Origin of the sequence: Paractinoplanes pyxinae (assembly GCF_026626335.1) — a bacterium.
Taxonomy (GTDB): domain Bacteria; phylum Actinomycetota; class Actinomycetes; order Mycobacteriales; family Micromonosporaceae; genus Actinoplanes; species Actinoplanes pyxinae.
This window is the reverse complement of record NZ_JAPNTZ010000029.1, coordinates 1-18,360: the sequence shown is the minus strand read 5'-3', so window position 1 is coordinate 18,360 and position 18,360 is coordinate 1. Positions and strand designations below refer to the sequence as shown.

Sequence of the window (18,360 nt, the reverse complement as noted above, 5' to 3'; positions counted from 1 at the left end):
GTAACCAGCCCGGCAAGCCTGTGATCGGGAGCACATCGAGCCGGCCGTATCCGGAGTTACGATCCCCTGACGCGGCGACCGCGGGAGGTGACCATGGGCGGATTGCTGGGTCGCCAAACGGAGTGCGCTGCCCTCGACCAGCTCCTCGACGACGTCACCGACGGCTCCGGCCGCGTGCTGCTGATCCGCGGCGAGGAGGGGACAGGCAAAAGCGCACTGCTGGCGTACGCCGTCGAGCGCGCCGGAAAATGTCAGGTGCTCCCGGTGGCCGGGGTCGAGTCCGAACAAGAGCTGCCGTACGGCGGTCTGCACCAGCTGTGTGCGTCGTTGCTCATCCATCTCGAGCGCCTGCCCGCCCCGCAACGTGAAGCGATGTCCGTCGTCTTCGGGCTGGACGCCGGCCCACCGCCCGACCGGCTCCTGGTCGGGCTGGCCACCCTCAACCTGCTGGCCGAGGCGGCGGCCGTCCAGCCGGTGCTGTGCCTGGTCGACGACGCCCAATGGCTCGACAGCGCCTCGGCGTACGTGTTGTCGTTCGTGGCTCGTCGTCTGGAGGCCGACGCCGTCGGCTGCGTGCTCGCCACCCGCGAGGACGGCGACGACGTCCACGCCGGGCTGCCGACGGTGTGGATCAGCGGCCTCGGCAACGCCGACGCCCGTGCCCTGCTGCTGCGCACGGTTCCCGGCCTGCTCGACGGGGCCGTCCTCGACCAGATCGTCGCCGAGAGCCACGGCAACCCGCTGGCCCTGCTCGAACTGCCGCTCACCTGGAACGCCGTCGACCTGGCGGGCGGCTTCGGCCTGCCCGGCAGCCGGTCGGTGGCGGGCCGGATCGAGCAGAGTTACGGCCGGCGCCTGAGCCGGCTGCCACCGCCGACACGTCTGCTCGTGCTGGCCGCCGCGGCCGACCCGCTGGGCGACCCGGCCCTGCTCGACCGGGCGGCCCGCCGGCTCGGCGTCGACCCGGCCGCGCTGGCCCCGGCCGTCGACGACGGACTGCTCGAGGTGCATCGGCGGGTGGTTTTCGCGCGTCCGCTGGTGCGGTCCGCGGCTTACAGGTACGCGGATCTGGCCGACCGCTACCGCGTGCACCGGGCGCTGGCCGAGGCCACCGACGCCGCGGCCGATCCCGATCGCCGGGCCTGGCACCAGGCCCGGGCCACGGCCGAACCGGACGAGCGGGTGGCGGCCGACCTGGAACGCTCGGCCGAGCGGGCCCAGTCCCGGGGCGGGCTGGCCGCGGCGGCCGCGTTCCTGAGCCGGGCCGCCGAGCTCACGCCCGACCCGGCCGGACAGGCTCGGCGCAGTCTTGATGCCGCCTTCGCCGGGGTGCACGCGGGCGCCTTCGACGAGGCTCGGCGGTTGCTCCAGCTGGCTCTGGCCGGCCCGGCCGACGCTCTGCAACGGGCGCGGGCCGAGCTGCTGCGGGCGCACCTGGCCTTTGTGTCGCACGCCCCGGACGCGGTGCCCCGGCTGCTCGCGGCGGCCGAGCGCCTCGGGCCGCTGGACGCGAGGCTGTCCCGGCAGGCCTATCTGGACGCTTTGGTGGCGGCTCAGACGCCGATGGGCCGGCGGCACGGTCCAGGCCTGGCTGCCGTTGCGCGGTCCGCGCGTACGGTCGTCGAGCCACCGGACGGCGAGGCGAGCACGGCCGGCCGGTTGTTGAAAGCCTTCGGGGCGGCCGTGGGGGACGACCATGGCGCCGCGGCGTCCTTCACCCGCGAGGCGCTGACCGCGTTGTGCGACGGGGAGCCGCCGGTCCGCGAGCTCGCCCAGGGCGCCAAGCTGGCCATCGGGTTGTGGAGCGACCAGGACGCGTACGACCTCTCCGACCGCAGCCTGCGCACGGCCCGCACCACCGGCGCGCTCAGCAACCTGCCGCCGGCGCTCGACACCCGGGCCGCGATTCTCGTGCTGTGCGGCGAACCCGCGGCGGCGGCCTCCCTGATCGAAGAGGCGCGGGCGGTGCGAGCCGCCACCGGTGTGGGCGATACGCCGTACGCCGCAATGGTTTTGGCGGCCTGGCAGGGGCGTGACGGCGGGACGATCGAGGGCGCCGACGCGGCCGCCGACTACGCGCGAAGTGTGCTCAGCAACGGTCTGGGCCGCCACGAGGACGCCCTCGAAGCGGCCGCGCGCGCTCATGCCGTGGCTGGTGAGACGGTGGCCGGCAACCACGCGCTGCCCGAACTGGTCGAGGCGGCCGTCCGTTGCGGAGACACCGAGACGGCCGAGCGGGCGCTGCACGAGCTGACCCGCCGGGCCGAGGCCAGCGGGACGGACTGGGCGCTGGGCCTGGTCGCCTCGGCGAAGGCTCAGGTCACCGGGGAAGTGTCGGGCTTCCGGCGAGCCGTCACGCTGCTGAGCCGCACCCGGGCCCGGCCCGCGCTGGCCCGCGTCCATCTGCTGCACGGCGAACGGCTGAGGCAGGCCGGGCGGCGCACCGACGCGGGAACCGAGCTGGCTCTGGCGTACGAGGTGTTCACGGCGATGGGACTGGCTGGGTTTGCCGAACGGGCCCGCCGCGAACTGCTGACCGCCGGCGCGACGGCACCCCAACGCCAGACCGGCGCCCGTGAGGAGCTGACCACGCAGGAGGCGCAGATCGCGCAGATGGCTCGCGAAGGCCTGTCCAATCCGGAGATCGGCGCCAAGCTGTTCCTGAGCGCCCGGACCGTCGAATGGCACATGCGCAAGGTGTTCACCAAGCTCGGCATCAGCTCCCGGCGGCAGCTGCGCTCCCGCTAGCCGGCGTTCAGGGTTTGGCGCAGGCGGCGGCGGTTGCCGACGCCCAGCTTCGAATAGATGCGGCGCAGGTGCCACTCGACCGTGCGGGGGCTGATGTAGAGCGCGGCGCCGATCTCCGGGTTGGTCAGGCCCTCGGCGGCCAGGCGCGCGATGTGGGCCTCCTGCGCGGTGAGTTTGCCGGGGGCCTCGACCGTGCGGCGGCGGATCGTCTCGCCGGTGGCTTGCAGTTCCCGGCCCGTACGACCGGCGAACGCATCCGCCCCCATTCGGACGAACGCCTCGTGGGCCTCCCGCAGCTGGGTGCGGGCGTCCACCCGGCGGCCCTCGCGGCGCAGCCACTCGCCGTACAGCAGCCGGGCCCGCGCAGCCTCGAAGCCGACCAGCGTACGGTCGAGCCGTTCGATCGCCTCGCGGTGCAGCGCGTCCGCGTCCTTGTGCAGTAAGGCCCGGCGGCTCGCTTCGACGCCGAGCGCCCAATCGGTGCCACTCGCCCGGGCCATGGGGGACAGCTGTTCGAGAGCTGTTGCCGCAGTGGATTGGTCGCCGCTGTGCACCGCCGCCTCGATCAGCTCGGCCAGCGCCCACTGCGGCAGACCCAGCTCGAGCGGGTCGGCGGCGGCCTCGCGGGCGGCGGCGACGGCCTCGGGATAGCGGCCGAGCCCGTTGCACAGCACGGCGCGCGCCCACTGCGTCATGTTGACGCCGACGCCCTCGCCGCGGGCGGTGACGTCCTCCAGGCAGGCCCGGATCATCGGCTCGGCCCGGTCGGCTCGGCCCCGCACCGCCCAAAGACCAATTTCGCCGTACGGGGCCAGCCCGCTCCTGGTCGCCTCGGCGACCGACCTTCGCTCCTCGACCAGGGCGGCCGCCGTCGTCAGGTCACCGGTGAAAAGCTGCACCACGATGCGGGTGTCGAGGGCCAGCGGGAGTGCGCTGAGGGCACCGGACGAGCGCGCAAAGTTCAGATGGCGCCGGGTGATGGCGTCCCAGTCGGCGTCGTTCCACAGCGCTGAGGCGGTGGCGATCGACAGCCAGGCCGACCGTAAGGCCTCCTCCATGGTGAGCTCTTCGGTGGCGAAGGCGTGGACCGCTTTGTGCAGAGCCGTGGCGGCGGGCGGGTAGCCGTCGGTGAACAGGGTGGCCAGGCCGTCCAGCAGCGCGTCGTTCTTGCGGGAGCCGTGGCTCTGCCCAGCTCGGATCGTCTCGGCGGCCCGTTGTGCCTCGGCGATCTGGCGGTTGATGGTGCTTTCGCGCGTCGGGGTGGCTTGGTGGGTCGGGGTGTTGGCGGGTTGGGCCGCCTCGGTGGTGTGGTGAATGTGGGTGCCGGCGACCCCTTGTGCCTCGGCGACCTGTCGGTTGCCGGTGGCCTCGCGCACGTCGGTGTCGATGGTTCGTGGTGTGTCGGCGGGCCGGTGGATGTGGGCATCGGCGGCCCGTTGTGCCGCAGCGATCTGTTGGTTGCTGGCGGCGGCGCGTGCATGGGTGTCGGTGATTCGTCGTGCGTCGGCGGCCGTTTGTGCCGCGACGATCTGTTGGTTGGGCGTGCTCTCGCGTGCGTGCGAGGCGGTGGTTCGGTCCGGGTCGGCGGTGTGGTGGAGTTGGGTGTTGGCGGCCTGGACTGCCTCGGCGACCTGGCGGGCGCGGGTGCCGGCGGCGAAACGGCCGGCGAACAGGGCGGCCGACATCGCGTCGAGGTAGGTGTCGCGGGCCAGCCTCGGGTCGAGCGGTTCGAGGCGCCGCGCGGCCGCCAGCAGCAAGGGGAGCGCGACGTTGCCCCGGCCGCTGGTGAACGAGATCTGCGCGCGCAGCAGCTCGACGCGGGCCTGATCCTCCGGACTCAACCGCCCCGACTCGGCCATGGCCAGCACCGCCAGCGCGTCGGGGAAGGCGCCGGCGTGGGCCTTGGCCTGGGCGGCGTCCAGTGAACGCCGCACGCGCCGGGCCGGGTCGGGGGTGAGCGCGGCGGCCTGGTCGAGGAAGGCGGCCGCGGCGGCTATCCCGCCGTGGGTGGCCGCGCGGTCGGCACAACGTTCCAGCTCGGCGGCGACATCCTCGTCGGGACCGACGGCGGCGCGGGCCCGGTGCCAGGCCCGGCGGTCGGCGTCGCCGCGGGGGTCGGTGCTCTCGGCCAGGGCTCGATGGGCTTCGCGCCGCTCGGCGAGCCCGGCCGATCGGTAGACCGCCGACCGTACGAGCGGATGCCGGAACCGGACCCGGTCGCGGAAGGAGACAAGCCCGGTCTGCTCGGCGTCGGCCGCCGCCTCGGCGCCGATGCCCAGCCGAGCCGCGGCCAGCCACAGCAGCTCGGCGTCCCCGACCGGCTCGGCCGCGGCGATCAGGAGCAACCGACGCGTACGGGAAGGGAAGGTCCGGATCTGGCGCACGAACTCACGTTCCAGGCGGTGCACCAGCGGGGTGGCCTCGGTGTCGGTAGCGCCGCCGAAGGCCAGCTCGGCCCGGGACAGCCCGCGCGGCAACTCGAGCAGGGCGAGCGGGTTGCCGCGGCACTCGGCCAGGATCCGCTCCCGGACCCGCGGGTCGAGCCCGCCCGGCGCCGCCGAGTCGAGCAGCGCCGCCGCGTCGTCATCGCTCAAGCCCCGGACGCCGAGTCCCGGCAGCCCGTCGAACAGAAGTTCGTCGCGGACGGCGAGAACGAGCCCGACCGGTTCGGCCGCCAGCCGCCGGGCCACGAACTCGAGGGCCTGCGCCGAGGCCTGGTCGAGCCACTGGGCGTCGTCGATCACGCAGATCAGTGGCTGCTCGTCGGCGACCTGGCTCAGCAGCGTGAGCGTGGCCAGGCCGACCACGAACGGATCGGGCGGGCTGCCCGACCGCAGCCGGAACGCGGTGCCCAGCGCCGCCTGCTGCCGCTGGGGCAACGCGTCGAGCCGGTCCAGATGCGGCCCGCACAGCTGATGCAGGGCCGCGAACGGCAGTTCCATCTCGGACTCGACTCCCGAGGCCCGAGCTACCCGGAACCCGGAGGCAACGGCAGTCAAATGATCGAGCAGCGCCGTCTTGCCGATGCCGGCCTCGCCGCGAAGAACCAGCACCTGGCTGTCCCCGCCGCGAACCGTGTTGACCAGGCTGACCAGCGTCTTGCTCTCGTGCCGCCGCCCCAGAAGCCCGTTGCCGTCCATCGATGATCCCCCCACCGCGCCCGCCTGCCCCGCACCACAGCCTCACCCACCGGAGAGATCTCTCGCGCCAGGGGAAAGCCCGGGTCAGCTCGGCGCAAGGGCACGGGACGCTCCCACCCTAGGCCCGCACAGCCGCCGATGTCAGCACCGCGCCTCCGCCGCTGGCCGGCTGCACGTTCGCCGATTGCACGTTCAGCGTCGCTTGGTGCGCGTTCGCGCATTCGACAGCTGCACGTTGGACGTCTTACACGTTTAGCGTCGCCCAGTGCGCACTCGCGCATTGAGGGCTGCGCGTTGGACGTTTGCGCGTTGAGCGTCGCCTGGTGTGCGTTCGCGCATCGACGGCTGCGCGTTGAACGTTCGCGCGTTCAGTGTCGCCTGGTGTGCGTTCGCGCATCGACGGCTGCGCGTTGAACGTTCGCGCGTTCAGTGTCGCCTGGTGTGCGTTCGCGCATCGACGTTTGCGCGTTGACGTTCTGTTGCGCGTTGATCGCTCAGCGGTCGGCAGTTGCGCGATTGGTGAGCGTTTGGTTCGCCCCCTGCGCGGTCGGTGGCTGCGCGTTCGCTGGGCGTCGTTCGGGGGAGCGCGAGGGCGAGTGCGGCAGTCGCGGCGGCGAAGGCGAAGCCCATGAACGGCTGGGCGGCCTGCGCCAGGTGGCCGGTGAGAACGAAGAGCGGGATCAGGGCCGCGTAGGCGATCCCGTACCACCGCAGGCGCCGGTCGGATCGGGCGATGGCGGTGCCGAACACGATCGCGGCCACCATGAGCAGGAACGATGCGGACAGGGCGGTGACGAAGAAGGCCGGGCCGTACGCAGTGTCGGCGTTGATCGCGGCCATGCCGGGGACGCCGGCGAGGTGGGCGCGGCCGATGCCGGGCTGGACGAAGGCGGCGGCCCCGAAAGCAGCGGCCATGAACACGTTGGCGATTGTCGTGAGTGCCAGCCCGATGACTGCACCGCGCCCGCCCAACAGATGCGAGGCCTCGGCCGCGGTGCCGCTCTCGCCCGGCAGATGCGCGGCCCCATCTTTTCGAGGGAGGTGAGCGGCGACGGCGGTGGCGCCGACTATGGCCAGGGCGGCGCCGAAGACGCTGGCGCCCAGATGGCTCAGCAGGAAAGTGTCGGAGGTGACGTAGCGCGCGTAGGCGTCGAAGTCGTCTACCGAGGGTTGGTGGGTGAGCGTGCTCAGGCCGAGGAGCGCGCCGTAGGTGGGGAGGGCCCACAGGCCGATTCTCATTTGTCTTCTCCTTGCAGGAAGAGTTTCGCCACGTCGCGGGCCTCGGCGTGGGCGGCGCGGCGGCCGGTTTCGGCGTCGGCGGTGGCCAGGTTCGGGCGGAAGTGGATGCTGCGGATGTCGTGGACGCCGGCCCAGCGCAGCCAGTCCTCGACGTACGGGGCCTGGAAGTCGGCGCCGAAGGCGGGGCCGCGCTCGGGGCCGTAGACGGCGCTGGTGTAAATCACGGCGGCGCGCTTGCCCTGCAGCAGGCCGCGGTAGCCGGCGGCCGGGTCGAAGCCGAAGACCAGGCCGGGCTGGCTCACCACGTCGATGAACTGCTTCAGAATGTACGGAACTCCGGCGTTCCACATCGGCACGCTGAACACGTATCGGTCGGCGGTATCGAAGCGGCGGAAGGTGTCGATCGCCGCCTGCCAGGCCTCGGCGGCCGCGCCCTGCGGTTCCTCACCGGCGAAGACGGACATCTTGGCCGCCGCCGCGTCGGGTCCGAAGGCGGGAAGCGTGCCGTCCCACAGGTCGTACTCCTCGATCGGCGTCTCGGGGGAGACCTCGCGAAGCGTGTCGAGGAACGTGGTCGCGATCGCGCGGGACTCGGAGCGCGGGCCGCGGGGAGAGGCGGAGATGTGCAGGACCTTGTTCATGGCTGGATGTCCTTCGAGTCGTTGGAAAATGCGTGCGCACGCACATTCTTACTCTGATGCGTGCGCACGCACAAGAGTTGGATAGGGTGGGGTGATGGGCGACACCAACGACACCGCGGCGTGGGCGGCTCTGCTGCGCGTACATGCGGCCCTGGTCCCGCGGATGGACAAGGAGCTGCAGGTCAAGTGCGGCCTGCCGCTGACCTGGTACGACGTGCTGCTCGAGCTGAACGCCGCGCCCGGCCGCCGGCTCAGCATGGGCGAGCTGGGTGATGTGGCCGTGGTCAGCCGCACCCGGGCCAGCCGGGTCGTCGACCAGCTGGTGGCGGCCGGCCTGGTCACCCGCGAGTCCAACCCCGACGACAAGCGGTCGGCGTACGCTCTCATCACCGACGCCGGCCGCAAACGCCTCCGAGCCGCCGCACCGATCTACCTGGGCGCGATCGAGCAGTACTTCACCTCACGCATGTCGCCCGACGAAGCGGCGACCGTGGCGCGCGCACTGGAGAAGGTGCTGGCCGGTGATGGGGCGGCTGGGGTTCATGTTGACTGAATCAATATTGACGTCAATATGTAGCCATCTAGTCGAGCAACATGACGTGGTTATCCACAACTGAGTTGATGGGCGTTGGACAAGGTGCTGACTAGCGGGTGACGGGGCGCAGCACTGCCAGGTATTCGTACTCGTCGCGCAGGTTGGTGGGGTCGATCTTGTCCAGGCGCAGGCCGGTGCCTTCCAGCAGCAGCGTCAGGTCGGCGGGGGTGTAGCAGCGCAGTTTCTGGCTGATCGCCTCGTGGGGGCGGTCGGCGGGCCACCAGGTGTCGGTCGCGGTGCAGGTCACCGGGTCGAAGGTGGTTCGTTCGTGCAGCTCGTACGCGTAGCCCTGCGACGGGTCGGGGTGGCGGTGTTCCTCGTCGCCGTGCCAGGAGTTCCAGGTGAAGGGGTTGTAGACGTCGATCAGCGCGACTCCGCCGGGGCGTAGCCACTCGGCGGCGATCCGGGTCAGGAGGCGTCGCTGGTCAGGGTCGCTACCTATGCCGAAACCGTTGAAGTAGCAGACGATGTCGAACTCCTGACGCAGGCGGACGGTGTAGAAGTCCTCGTTGAGCACCGTCAAACGCTCGGCCGGGGTTTGGAAACGCACGCGATCGCTCAGTTCGACGGCTGTGACCGTGTGCCCGGCCGTCGCCAGCGCCGCGGCCGTCGTGCCGTAGCCGGAGCCCAGCTCGAGGATCCGCCACGGACCGTCACCCGCTTGGGCGTGCACCTTGGCCACGCGCTGATGGTCGCGCTCGCTCGTTTTCGACTCGGCCGGGCCCCACCAGGTCCCGGTTTGCGAATAGAAGTCCTTCACCCAATCCATTCCGGCACCCCAACACGCCCCGCGCCGGCGCGGCAACCGGATTCGCGAAGGCGGCGACCACGGCCACACAGGTCGCGGGTACGCGTATCGGCACTCTGCATGCCCCGCGCCGGCGCGGTTCGCGGGCCGTGTCGCTGTCTCGTCGCCGGGCGTTCGGCACGTCTGCATGATTCGTGTCGGCGTGGCGGCCGGCTTTGTGGGCGGTGTCGCCGCTTTCGTCGCGGCGCGTTTGGCGCTTCCACATGATCCGTGCTGGCGTGGCGAGCGGTTTCGTGAGTCGCGCTGCTGTCGTCGTTGCGGGGCGTTCGGATCTCCTGCGTGATCCGCGCGCCGGCGCAAGGAGCGGTTTCGCGGGCCGTGTCGCCGTCTTTTGTCGCGGGGCGTTAAGTGGTTCGCGGAGGCGGGGTGACCGGTTTCGTGAGTCGCGCTACTGCCGTCGTTGCGGGCGTTCGGCACCTATGCGTGATCCGCGGCGACGCGGGGATCGGTTCGCGAGCCGGGTTGCGGCCGTCGTCGCCGGGCGGTCGGCGCTTTCTGGATGCTCCGCGGCGGCGTGGCGGCCGAGTGTCGCCAAAAGCGTCGCCGCCCTCGTCGCCGTGTGGGCGGCGATGAGGGCGGCGACTGTTACGGCCGTGCAGGACGCGTGATGGGCACGCGTCTCGGCCGGGTCAGGAGGCGTACGTCTCGAACTCGGCGATGCGCGGGGCGGAACTGGCGCCGGTGATTTCGAAGGTGACCTTCTTCAGTGAGGTTGCGGCGAAGCTGATCGCGCCCGAGCCGCTGCCTGTCTTCAGCACCGCGCCGGTGTCGGCGTTCAGCACGCGGTACGCGGTGATCGAGCCGCCGCCCGAGGCTTCGCGGATGGTGATGCGCGAGACGGTGGTGGCGGCGCTCCACTTGATCGAGATCGAACCGGTGGCGCTGCTCGGGGACCAGTACGTGCTGAGGTTGCCGTCCTTGACGTTGCCGTAGCTCGTGCCGCTGGCCTTGCTCGAGCCGTCCGCGCCGCCGGTCAGGCTCAGGTTCGTGCCGCTGGGCTGGGTGGGGGGCGGGGTGGTCGGGTTCGGCGTCGTCGGGTTGGGCGTCGTGGGGTTGGGGGTGGTCGGCTGGGGGCCGGTTGTCGAGCAGCTGCCGTTCGACGTACGGATGCCGGTGTTGGCGCCGGCCGTCTGCCGCACGACGCCGGGCACGCAGGAACCGCCGTCCAGCCGGTACGAGTAGGGGACGCTCACGCTGGTGGTCGAGGTCAGGTTGGGACCGGCCGGCTTGTTGTCGGTGCCGGGGCTCGACCAGGTCACGTTGTCGAGCACGTTGCCCGCCACCTGCCAGTAGCCGGCCGCGTCGGTGTAGAACGTGCCGAGCACGTCCTTCGAGTCCTCGAAGTAGTTGTTCTCGACCTTGGCCCGCGCGCCGGCCCGCGAGTTGATGCCGGATTCGTGCAGTTGGTAGTAGTAGTTGTTGTAGATGTGCGCGATGCCGCCGCGCAGCAACGGCGTACGGGAATCGATGTTCTCGTAGCGGTTGTGGTGGAACGTGATGAAGCTGTTGCCGGTGTCGCTCTCGCTGGAACCGATGAGCCCGCCCCGGCCCGAGTTCCGCAGGATGCTGTACGACAAGGTGACGTACTGGGTGTCGTCCTTCATGTCGAACAGGCCGTCGAAGCCCTCCGACTCGCCGCCGCTCGCCTCGAGCGTGACGTGGTCGACCCAGACGTTGCGGACGGTGCTCTCCATGCCGATGGCGTCGCCGCCGTTGGAGGTGGGCGAGCCCGACTTCTTGACGTTCCGCACGGTCACGTTCTGGATGATGATGTTGCGCGAGTCCCGGATGTGGATGCCGAGCTGGTCGAAGACCGCGCCGCCGCCGACCCCGATGATCGTGACGTTGCTGATCTCCTTGAGCTCGATCTTGTCGGCCGCCGTGTTGCAGCTGTCGCCCGAGACCTTCGTCGTGTTGCCGTGGTTGATCGTGCCGGACACCTCGATGGTGATCGGGGTGCTGCTGCTGGCCCGGCTGCACAGCGCCTGGTGGATCTGGGTGCCGGTGGTCGCTCGTACGGTGGTGCCGCCGTTGCCCCCGGTCGTGCCGCCGTTGCTGCTCGCGTAGCCGTCGGCCGTGCCGACCGCCGCCGCGCTGGCCTGGGGGAGGGGCAGCGCGATGACGATCGCCGCACCCGCGGCTCCCGTCGCCAGCGCGGCCCAGGCGCGTTTGGCTGTCCGTTTCATGGTTCGCTCCTTGTCGCATACCGGGGCTGCCAGGACGAACCGTTGTCTCGGATCCACGACCGTCCGGGCCGTGGATCGGCCACCCACGCCGACTCGGCGATTCGTCTGCAGGAAAGCGCTTACCTGCGCCGAGGATAGAAGGGTGTGAATGTGAACAGCAAGCGTTTGCAGTGTTTGCATTCGCATGACTGGTCAGAATTCGGGTATCACGACAGACCGACGAAGGAGGCTGAGATGAGTTCCCGCCAATCGAACGACCAGCCCGATTTCGAACGCCCGATCGACCTCACCGACCTGCCCGACCGCGGCGAGAAGCCCCAGCCGGGCCGCATCCCGGAACACCACCCGGACGACTCCGGCCTGCCCGGCGACGTCCCCGGCCCCAGCGGCCCCGACACCCCGCGCCGCGAGTAACGCCTACGTCCAGTACAAGATCCGGCAGGCCGGCAGCTGCGCGGCGATCTCTTGCTCGAACCAGCCGCGCAGCTCGGCCATCACATCGGCCGGGTAGACGTACTTCACCGCGCCGAACTTCCCGTGCTTGCGGGTGCGCGATTCCTCGTCCATCTCGAGCCGGGTGCGCGGATACCAGCCGAGCAGCACCTCTTTGCTGCCCGGCGTGAAGCGGTGCGTGATCAGCTCGGCCGTCAGATCCAGGTCCGGTACGCCGTCGACCGCGTCAGCCACGGCCGCCAGCAGTTCTCCGTAATGCTCACGCCAGTTCTCGACCGTCATGATCGGCGCGATCGTCAGCCCGACCGGGTAGCCGTCCAGGGCCAGCTTGCGCAGCGCGGCCAGGCGGTCGGCCAGCGGGCTTGTCCCGCCTTCCATCCGCGTCGTCACGGGCAGGCAGTTCACGCTGAACCGGACCCGCGTCCGGCCATTGTGTGACAGTCCGACAAAGCTGCCGACGTCGCCGAACTTGGTCGTCCAGCGAAGCTGAACCGGGGCGTCCCAGGCGCCGAAGTGCTCCACCGCGCGCTGCCAGCTGCCGGTCAGGTGGTCCAAGGCGAGCGGATCCGTGTAGCAGGACGCCTCGAACGTCGTCCCCTCGTCCCGCCGGGCTGCGCGCCGAGACGTGATGGTGCCCTTTCCGACGTACGCGGGAAGGTTGTCGAGAATTTCGTCGAGGTCGGCGTAGACGCGGGTGACCGGCGGGCCCGAGAGCGACCCGGCCAGATAGCAGTACTGGCAGTGCGCGGGGCAGCCCTCGGCCAGGTCGAAACGCCAGTCCGCGCTGGGTGCAATCGGTTGCAGCTTCCGGCGCGAGGGCGGGCTGACCACGATCGCCATCGTCGACTTGGCCCGCGCGTACGTCTGACGGTCGTTCTCGCCCCGGATGTCGGTGAGGCGCGCCGACTTGAGTCTTTCGACCTCGATCCCGTACGCCTCCACGCGCGCGATGATGCGGAGCCCATGGGGATGGTCGTACGCGGGCGGGGTGGCCACCACCCGCTTCGGCATCCAGCGCCGGCCGGGACGGGCGGGCGGGGCGACCTCGCTGAGATCATGCGTGGGCACCTTCTCGCCGCTGGCGCTGTGCGGCGCGGCCGGATCGTCGAGAGCCAGGGGCACGTCCAAGTCGGTCACCCCCGGCCAGTACCCCGGCCAGGGCGGATGTACCGTCCGCGCCGCATTGTTCGGGACGGGCCGGCGACTGGCCCCGGCCGTGTCGGGGTGCCGCATTGTTCGGGACGGCCGGCGACTGGCCCCGGCCGTGTCGGGGTGCCGCATTGTTCGGGACGGCCCGCGACTGGGCCCGGCCGTGGTGGAGCGCCCCATTGTTCGGGCCGGCCGGCGACTGGGTCCGGCCGTGGTGGGGCAAGATGAACACGGCCACGATCTAGAGGAGCGGCAGAGCGATGACGGCGATCCAGGACATTCCGCTGACCACCATCTCGGGCGGCACCAGCTCGCTCGGCGACTACGCCGGCCAGGTGCTGCTGGTGGTGAACGTGGCCTCGAAGTGCGGGCTCACCCCGCAGTACGACGGGCTCGAGAAGCTGCACGAGCAGTACCGCGACCAGGGCTTCGCCGTGCTCGGCTTCCCGGCCAACGACTTCGCCGGGCAGGAGCCGGGCTCCGACGACGAGATCGCCGAGTTCTGCCGCAGCACGTATGGCGTCGAGTTCCCGATGTTCTCGAAGATCACCGTCCTCGGCGCCGACCGGCACCCGCTGTACGCCGCCCTCGCCGGCGACCAGGACGTGCAGTGGAATTTCGAGAAGTTCCTCATTTCCCGTACGGGCGAGCCGGCGGCCCGCTTCGCGCCGGGCGTCACCCCCGACGACCCCGAACTGGTGGGCGCGATCGAGCGCGAGCTGGGCGCCCCGCGCCCCTGACATGAACCGCGGCCCTGCGCGGCGACATCCCGGAACCGGGCGCCGGGCCGGGTCGCCGGGCGTGCCGTAACGTCAGGTCACGTGATCTCGGCGCTGTCCGGCTTCGCCGTCATCGGCGTGATCGTGCTGGTGGGGTGGGTGGCCGGGCGCTGGGGCCGGCTGCCGGCCGAGACGCAGGCGGTCGGCGGGCGCCTCGCGTACTTGATCCTGACGCCCTGCCTGATCTTTCAGGGGGCCGCCGCCTCCGACCCGGGCGCGCTGTTCACCCAGCCGCTGATCGTGTCGACCGCGGCGGCCCTGCTCTGTTTCGGGCTGCACGCGCTGACCACCCGGGGCCGCGACCCGGGCACGCGGATCGTCGGGGCACTGGCCGCCGGCTACACCAATGCGACGTACATCGGGGTGCCGGTCGCGACCTACGTCCTGCGCGACACCGCGCTGGTCGTGCCGATCGTCATGCTGCAGCTGCTGATCATTACGCCGGTCGCGCTGACCGTGCTGCAGTTCGTCACGACCGGTCACACCTCCTGGCGTACGTCACTCACCGCGCCCTTCCGCGTGCCACTCACCGTGGCGGTCGCTCTGGGTGTCGCGGTCGCCGTGACCGGCATCCGATTGCCCAGCGTGCTGGCCGAACCGATCACGGCGATCGGCCAGGCCGCCGTACCTGTCGTCCTGCTGGTTTTCGGCATGTCGCTCTCGGGCCGCCGCGTCCTCGAGCCCGGCCCCGACCGCCTGCCGATCGTGGCCGCCGTCGTGCTGAAGACCGCCGTCATGCCGCTGATCGCTTTCCTGCTGGCACTCGGCCTGCGGCTGACGCCGACCCAGACGTACGCGGTAACGGTCTTGGCCGCCCTGCCGACCGCGCAAAACATTTTCCTGTACGCCCAGAGTTTCGGCACAGCCCTGCTGCTGGCCCGCGATGCCATCTTCCTGTCGACGCTCGCCTGCGCGCCCGCCCTGCTGACCATCGCCCTGCTGCACAACTTGACTTGAAGTCAGGTTCACGTTTTACGGTCGCTGCGTGCACGAGCAGTTCAAAGCGGCGTTCCGCCGATACCCCACCGGCGTCGCCATCATCACCGCGGCCGGCCCGGTCGGCCTGACCGCCTCCAGCGTCGCCTCGGTCTCGGCCGATCCGCCCGCGCTGTCGTTCTCGGTGATGGCGTCCTCGTCGGCCCGCGCGATCCTCGAAGCTCCCAGCTTCGTCGTCAATCTGCTCGGCCCGGGCGCGGTCGCCCTGGCCGAAGCCTTCTCGGCCGGCGGCGGCCCCCGCTTCACCCCCGACCAGGCCTGGGACTATCTGCCCACCGGCGAGCCGATCCTGACCACCGCGCTGGCCTCCCTGCGCGGCGTCCCCCTCGACCGTGTCCCGGTCGGCACGTCAACGCTCGTCATCGCCCAGGTCGACGACGTCCTGCTGGGCCCGTCCACCGGCCACCTCGTCTATCACAACCGCGCCTACATCGAGACCGTGTGACTGATACCGTCCGACGGCATGGCCTTCACCGATGAAGAAATCGCCTACCTGACCTCCCAGCCGCTGGCCCGCCTGGCCACTGTGGGCGCCGAGAACCAGCCGGATGTCGTCCCGGTCGCGTACGAGTTCGACGGGTCGGTCTTCTGGGTCGGGGGATCCGGCGAAACCGTCCTCAGGACCCGCAAGTTCACGAATGTCAGCGCCGGCCGTGGCCGCGTGGCGCTCGTCGTCGACGACATGGTCTCGTTCGACCCGTTCATCGCGCGGGGAATTCGCGTGTACGGCCGGGCCGGCTCGCCCGTCGAGCGGATCGGCCGCGTCGGTCCGGGGTTCTACGTCCGCATCGTGCCGACGGTCTCGTGGAGCTGGAACATGGCGGGCGAACCGGTCGGCGACGTCTGGTACGAGTCGCGAAAAGCCGAGCACTGATGCCGCTCACTCCCTCGCAGTTCCATTCCGCCGACGGGGTCGACGACTGGCGCGTCCTCTACTACCTCGTCTCGGCCCATTTCCGTACGGAATCATTGGCGCAGGGTGTCCCGCTGGCCGCAGCCGTCGCCGCCCTGGACACTGATCCGGCTCCACGCGTCGACCTGCGGCAGAACGGCGTGACAGTGACCTTGACCAGCCGGGACGTCGCCCTGGCCCGGCGCATCTCGGCCGCGGCAGCCGAGCTGGGACTCACCTCCGACCCGTCCGCCGTCCAGGTGATCAACGTGATGACCGACGCGCTGGCCATCCCCGAGGTGCTGCCGTTCTGGTGCGCGGTGCTGGGTTACCGGCAGATCGGCGACGACTTCGCGGGTGACCCGCACGGCCGGGGCCCCGGCTTCGACTTCCAGCCGATGGACGTACCGCGCCCGCAGCGCAACCGCATCCACATCGACATCGCCGTCCCGCACGAGCAGGCCGAAGCCCGCGTCGCCGCGGCCTTGGCCGCCGGCGGCCACCTGGTCTCGGACGCCCACGCGCCCAAATGGTGGACGCTGGCCGACCCCGAGGGCAACGAGGCCTGCATAGCTACGTGGCGCGGCCGTGAGTGACCCACCGGCGCGACAACAGCACGGCCAGCCCGGCACCCGCTGCGTTGAGCAGCACGTCATCCACAGAGGACACCCGGCCGAGCCGCAGGACGTACTGCGCGACCTCCACCAGAACTGACAGCCCGGCCGCCAGCGCCAGCATCCGCAGCACCGAGCCCAGCGCGGCGAACCGGATCGGCCCGAAGAACCCGAGCGCCGCGAACACCAACAGGTTCCCCACGATCTGCACGGTCGCCGTCCATACTCCGCCGGACAGGACGTCGGCCAGATCGCGCAACGGCACCACATTGACGCGTACGTCGTCGCCCGGACCAGGCGTGAGAATCATCCAGATCCAAGGCGCCGTACCGTAAACGACGCCCACCTCGGCCAGCGACTGCCGCCACGCCGGCCCGGAGCCCCCACGACGACGGGCCAGCGCCCAGACCACCAGCACGGCCACCGGCAACGCGGCCACCGTGACGACCACAACGTCGCTGATCATGACACCATGGTGCGCATATGACGCCAACCTTGGACGCGCTTCGCGCTCGGCTGCGCGTGGTGGCGCCCGCGCTGGCCGACGGGACGATCGTGCCGCGCGGCCTCGAGCCGAGCGACGACCCGGAGTGGTGCGCGGCCAGCGCCGTCGTCGACGACCGTTTCGTCGTCAAGTTCGCGTGGTCGGCCCCGGCCGCCGAGCGCATTCACTACCAGGCACGGGTCCTCGAGGCGTTGCACGCGGCCGCGCCCCACCTGCCGCTGCCCGAGCTGGTCGCCGCCTCCCATGAGCCGCCGATGGTGATCCTGCGCTACGTCCCGGCCGACACTTTCTTTGCCATGCGCCGCCACATCGGCCCTTCCGACCGCTCCACGGTCGCCCATGATCTCGCTTCGGTTCTCGCCCAACTTCACCACCCCTCATTGCTCCGTACGGTTTCCCGGACGATCAGCCCTCTGCCGGCCCGAGCCGTGGACGCACCGGACGCTCGACACCTCGGCCAAGCGCAGACGTGGTGCGAGTGGGCAGACGAAGTGCTGGCCACGCCGGGCCGGAAAGCGCTGGTGCACGGCGACTTCCACGGCGACAACCACCTGTGGAACGGCGGCCGGCTGCGCCTGATCGTCGACCTCGAAACAGTCGGCACCGGCGAGCCGGAGTTCGACCTGCGCTGCCTGCCGGGCGACTGCGGTGTCGAGCTGTTCCTCGACGTGGTGGCCCAGTACGAGCAGCTGACCGCCTCGCGGTTGGACATCGCCCGAGTGATGGCCTGGCACGTGCGTACGGTGCTGGACGACCTCATCTGGCGCACCCGAGCCGGCGTTCCCCTGCCGGACGGCCGCTCACAGTCCGAGTGGATCGACGACCTGGCGCGACGGCTGGCCGCGCTGAACCTGTGCTAGCTTCGCGCCCTTGTCTACTTCAGCGCGGGGGCACGATGAAGCTACTTCTGACCGACTCCGGTGTGCGAAACCCGAGCATCCGAGCGGCCCTGATCGAGCTGCTGGGCAAGCCCATCGAGGAGTCCGACGCCCTCTGCATCCCCACCGCCGGCTACGGCGGGCCGTACGGCGAGCCGGGCGGCCCATGGCGTTTCGCCAGCGGCCAGGCGGACGGCCCCATGGTCGGCCTGGGCTGGAAGTCGATGGGGACCTTGGAACTCACCGCCTTGCCCAGCATCGATCGCGACCGGTGGGTTTCCTGGGTGCGTGAGGCCGACGTTCTGCTGGTCAACGGCGGGGATACGGCCTATCTGGCCCGCTGGATGCGGGAGTCGGGCTTGGCGGAGGTTCTGCCGTCCCTCCACGAGACGGTTTACGTGGGGTTGAGCGCCGGAAGCGTGGTGCTGACCCCCGAAGCCGACGGCGGCCTCGGCGTCGTCGACTTCGGCATCTTCCCCCACCTCAACGACACCGACTATCCCGAGTACCGCTCCCTGGCCGCAGCCGAGCAATGGGCCGCCGGCATTGAGCACCCGGGGTACGCCTTGGATGCTCAGTCGGCGCTCCAGGTCGTCGACGGGGTGGTGTCGGTTGTCTCCGAAGGCACTTGGAAGCTGTTCGACGGCGCTGCCTTTCGGGGCTAAGACCCTGGGGCTTCGCCCCAGACCCCAACCGCCTGGGGAGATGGAAAGGCGTAACTGCTTGAGCTTGGCTGG

At 70.7% G+C, this 18,360-nt stretch carries 17 protein-coding genes; 10 read left to right on the top strand and 7 right to left on the bottom strand.

Annotated elements, in window-relative coordinates; genetic code table 11:
* Window positions 1-93 precede the first annotated feature (93 nt).
* Window positions 94-2,748, top strand: a complete 2,655-nt coding sequence (locus OWR29_RS47135) for a helix-turn-helix transcriptional regulator (protein WP_267570244.1) — start codon at window positions 94-96, stop codon at window positions 2,746-2,748.
* Here OWR29_RS47135 and OWR29_RS47130 read toward each other — a convergent pair.
* From OWR29_RS47130 to OWR29_RS47120, 3 genes are all read right to left on the bottom strand, one after another.
* A complete protein-coding gene (locus tag OWR29_RS47130; RefSeq protein WP_267570243.1) occupies window positions 2,745-5,888 on the bottom strand; it encodes a helix-turn-helix transcriptional regulator in 3,144 nt (1,047 codons plus the stop codon). The two genes, OWR29_RS47135 and OWR29_RS47130, sit on opposite strands and share 4 nt — an antisense overlap.
* Window positions 5,889-6,314: 426 nt before the next feature.
* On the bottom strand, window positions 6,315-7,127 hold the full coding sequence (locus tag OWR29_RS47125) for a hypothetical protein (RefSeq protein WP_267570242.1): 813 nt from the start codon (window positions 7,125-7,127) through the stop codon (window positions 6,315-6,317).
* Entirely contained in the window at window positions 7,124-7,768 is a 645-nt protein-coding gene (locus OWR29_RS47120; RefSeq protein WP_267570241.1) for an FMN-dependent NADH-azoreductase, read from the bottom strand. Before OWR29_RS47120 ends, OWR29_RS47125 begins: the two co-directional genes overlap by 4 nt.
* A gap of 94 nt (window positions 7,769-7,862) precedes the next feature.
* Between OWR29_RS47120 and OWR29_RS47115 the strand changes: the two genes are divergently transcribed.
* Complete coding sequence (locus OWR29_RS47115) at window positions 7,863-8,321, top strand: MarR family winged helix-turn-helix transcriptional regulator (RefSeq protein ID WP_267570240.1); 459 nt, start codon at window positions 7,863-7,865, stop codon at window positions 8,319-8,321.
* A 91-nt stretch (window positions 8,322-8,412) separates the two neighbouring features.
* On the opposite strand, the gene OWR29_RS47110 is transcribed toward OWR29_RS47115, so the two are convergent.
* Both OWR29_RS47110 and OWR29_RS47105 read right to left on the bottom strand, forming a co-directional pair.
* Complete coding sequence (locus OWR29_RS47110; RefSeq protein ID WP_267570239.1) at window positions 8,413-9,132, bottom strand: class I SAM-dependent methyltransferase; 720 nt, start codon at window positions 9,130-9,132, stop codon at window positions 8,413-8,415.
* Between the two features lie 668 nt (window positions 9,133-9,800).
* Entirely contained in the window at window positions 9,801-11,357 is a 1,557-nt protein-coding gene (locus OWR29_RS47105; RefSeq protein ID WP_267570238.1) for a pectate lyase family protein, read from the bottom strand.
* Between the two features lie 234 nt (window positions 11,358-11,591).
* Here OWR29_RS47105 and OWR29_RS47100 point away from each other — a divergent pair, with 234 nt between their 5' ends.
* The gene (locus OWR29_RS47100; RefSeq protein ID WP_267570237.1) at window positions 11,592-11,771 is read left to right on the top strand and encodes a hypothetical protein; all 180 of its coding nucleotides are present in this window, start codon (window positions 11,592-11,594) and stop codon (window positions 11,769-11,771) included.
* Window positions 11,772-11,774: 3 nt separating this feature from the next.
* Here the strand turns inward: OWR29_RS47100 and OWR29_RS47095 are convergent, their stop codons facing one another.
* Window positions 11,775-12,947 carry a spore photoproduct lyase family protein gene (locus OWR29_RS47095; RefSeq protein ID WP_267570236.1) on the bottom strand — a complete coding sequence of 391 codons (1,173 nt, stop codon included), beginning with the start codon at window positions 12,945-12,947 and terminating at the stop codon, window positions 11,775-11,777.
* Window positions 12,948-13,219: 272 nt separating this feature from the next.
* On the opposite strand from OWR29_RS47095, the gene OWR29_RS47090 reads away from it, so the two are divergent.
* The 5 genes from OWR29_RS47090 (at window position 13,220) to OWR29_RS47070 (ending at window position 16,222) form a co-directional block, all read left to right on the top strand.
* The gene (locus OWR29_RS47090; protein WP_267570235.1) at window positions 13,220-13,699 is read left to right on the top strand and encodes a glutathione peroxidase; all 480 of its coding nucleotides are present in this window, start codon (window positions 13,220-13,222) and stop codon (window positions 13,697-13,699) included.
* 81 nt (window positions 13,700-13,780) lie between these two features.
* A complete protein-coding gene (locus tag OWR29_RS47085) occupies window positions 13,781-14,695 on the top strand; it encodes an AEC family transporter (protein ID WP_267570234.1) in 915 nt (304 codons plus the stop codon).
* Between the two features lie 28 nt (window positions 14,696-14,723).
* Window positions 14,724-15,179 carry a flavin reductase family protein gene (locus tag OWR29_RS47080; RefSeq protein WP_267570233.1) on the top strand — a complete coding sequence of 152 codons (456 nt, stop codon included), beginning with the start codon at window positions 14,724-14,726 and terminating at the stop codon, window positions 15,177-15,179.
* 18 nt (window positions 15,180-15,197) lie between these two features.
* On the top strand, window positions 15,198-15,608 hold the full coding sequence (locus OWR29_RS47075) for a PPOX class F420-dependent oxidoreductase (protein ID WP_267570232.1): 411 nt from the start codon (window positions 15,198-15,200) through the stop codon (window positions 15,606-15,608).
* The gene (locus tag OWR29_RS47070; RefSeq protein WP_267570231.1) at window positions 15,608-16,222 is read left to right on the top strand and encodes a 4a-hydroxytetrahydrobiopterin dehydratase family protein; all 615 of its coding nucleotides are present in this window, start codon (window positions 15,608-15,610) and stop codon (window positions 16,220-16,222) included. The genes OWR29_RS47075 and OWR29_RS47070 overlap by 1 nt, the downstream gene beginning before the upstream one ends.
* On the opposite strand, the gene OWR29_RS47065 is transcribed toward OWR29_RS47070, so the two are convergent.
* Window positions 16,200-16,706, bottom strand: coding sequence for a VanZ family protein (locus OWR29_RS47065; RefSeq protein WP_267570230.1), 507 nt, complete (start codon window positions 16,704-16,706; stop codon window positions 16,200-16,202). The two genes, OWR29_RS47070 and OWR29_RS47065, sit on opposite strands and share 23 nt — an antisense overlap.
* A gap of 17 nt (window positions 16,707-16,723) precedes the next feature.
* Here OWR29_RS47065 and OWR29_RS47060 point away from each other — a divergent pair, with 17 nt between their 5' ends.
* Both OWR29_RS47060 and OWR29_RS47055 read left to right on the top strand, forming a co-directional pair.
* Window positions 16,724-17,605, top strand: coding sequence for a phosphotransferase family protein (locus tag OWR29_RS47060; protein ID WP_267570229.1), 882 nt, complete (start codon window positions 16,724-16,726; stop codon window positions 17,603-17,605).
* 35 nt (window positions 17,606-17,640) lie between these two features.
* Complete coding sequence (locus OWR29_RS47055; protein WP_267570228.1) at window positions 17,641-18,288, top strand: Type 1 glutamine amidotransferase-like domain-containing protein; 648 nt, start codon at window positions 17,641-17,643, stop codon at window positions 18,286-18,288.
* The last annotated feature ends 72 nt before the right edge of the window (window positions 18,289-18,360 follow it).

Coding starts and splice junctions, on each gene's coding strand:
- OWR29_RS47135 (WP_267570244.1), top strand. CDS start 94: ATGGGCGGATTGCTGGGTCGCCAAACGGAGTGCGCTGCCCTCGACCAG.
- OWR29_RS47130 (WP_267570243.1), bottom strand. CDS start 5,888: ATGGACGGCAACGGGCTTCTGGGGCGGCGGCACGAGAGCAAGACGCTG.
- OWR29_RS47125 (WP_267570242.1), bottom strand. CDS start 7,127: ATGAGAATCGGCCTGTGGGCCCTCCCCACCTACGGCGCGCTCCTCGGC.
- OWR29_RS47120 (WP_267570241.1), bottom strand. CDS start 7,768: ATGAACAAGGTCCTGCACATCTCCGCCTCTCCCCGCGGCCCGCGCTCC.
- OWR29_RS47115 (WP_267570240.1), top strand. CDS start 7,863: ATGGGCGACACCAACGACACCGCGGCGTGGGCGGCTCTGCTGCGCGTA.
- OWR29_RS47110 (WP_267570239.1), bottom strand. CDS start 9,132: ATGGATTGGGTGAAGGACTTCTATTCGCAAACCGGGACCTGGTGGGGC.
- OWR29_RS47105 (WP_267570238.1), bottom strand. CDS start 11,357: ATGAAACGGACAGCCAAACGCGCCTGGGCCGCGCTGGCGACGGGAGCC.
- OWR29_RS47100 (WP_267570237.1), top strand. CDS start 11,592: ATGAGTTCCCGCCAATCGAACGACCAGCCCGATTTCGAACGCCCGATC.
- OWR29_RS47090 (WP_267570235.1), top strand. CDS start 13,220: ATGACGGCGATCCAGGACATTCCGCTGACCACCATCTCGGGCGGCACC.
- OWR29_RS47075 (WP_267570232.1), top strand. CDS start 15,198: ATGGCCTTCACCGATGAAGAAATCGCCTACCTGACCTCCCAGCCGCTG.
- OWR29_RS47070 (WP_267570231.1), top strand. CDS start 15,608: ATGCCGCTCACTCCCTCGCAGTTCCATTCCGCCGACGGGGTCGACGAC.
- OWR29_RS47065 (WP_267570230.1), bottom strand. CDS start 16,706: ATGATCAGCGACGTTGTGGTCGTCACGGTGGCCGCGTTGCCGGTGGCC.
- OWR29_RS47060 (WP_267570229.1), top strand. CDS start 16,724: ATGACGCCAACCTTGGACGCGCTTCGCGCTCGGCTGCGCGTGGTGGCG.
- OWR29_RS47055 (WP_267570228.1), top strand. CDS start 17,641: ATGAAGCTACTTCTGACCGACTCCGGTGTGCGAAACCCGAGCATCCGA.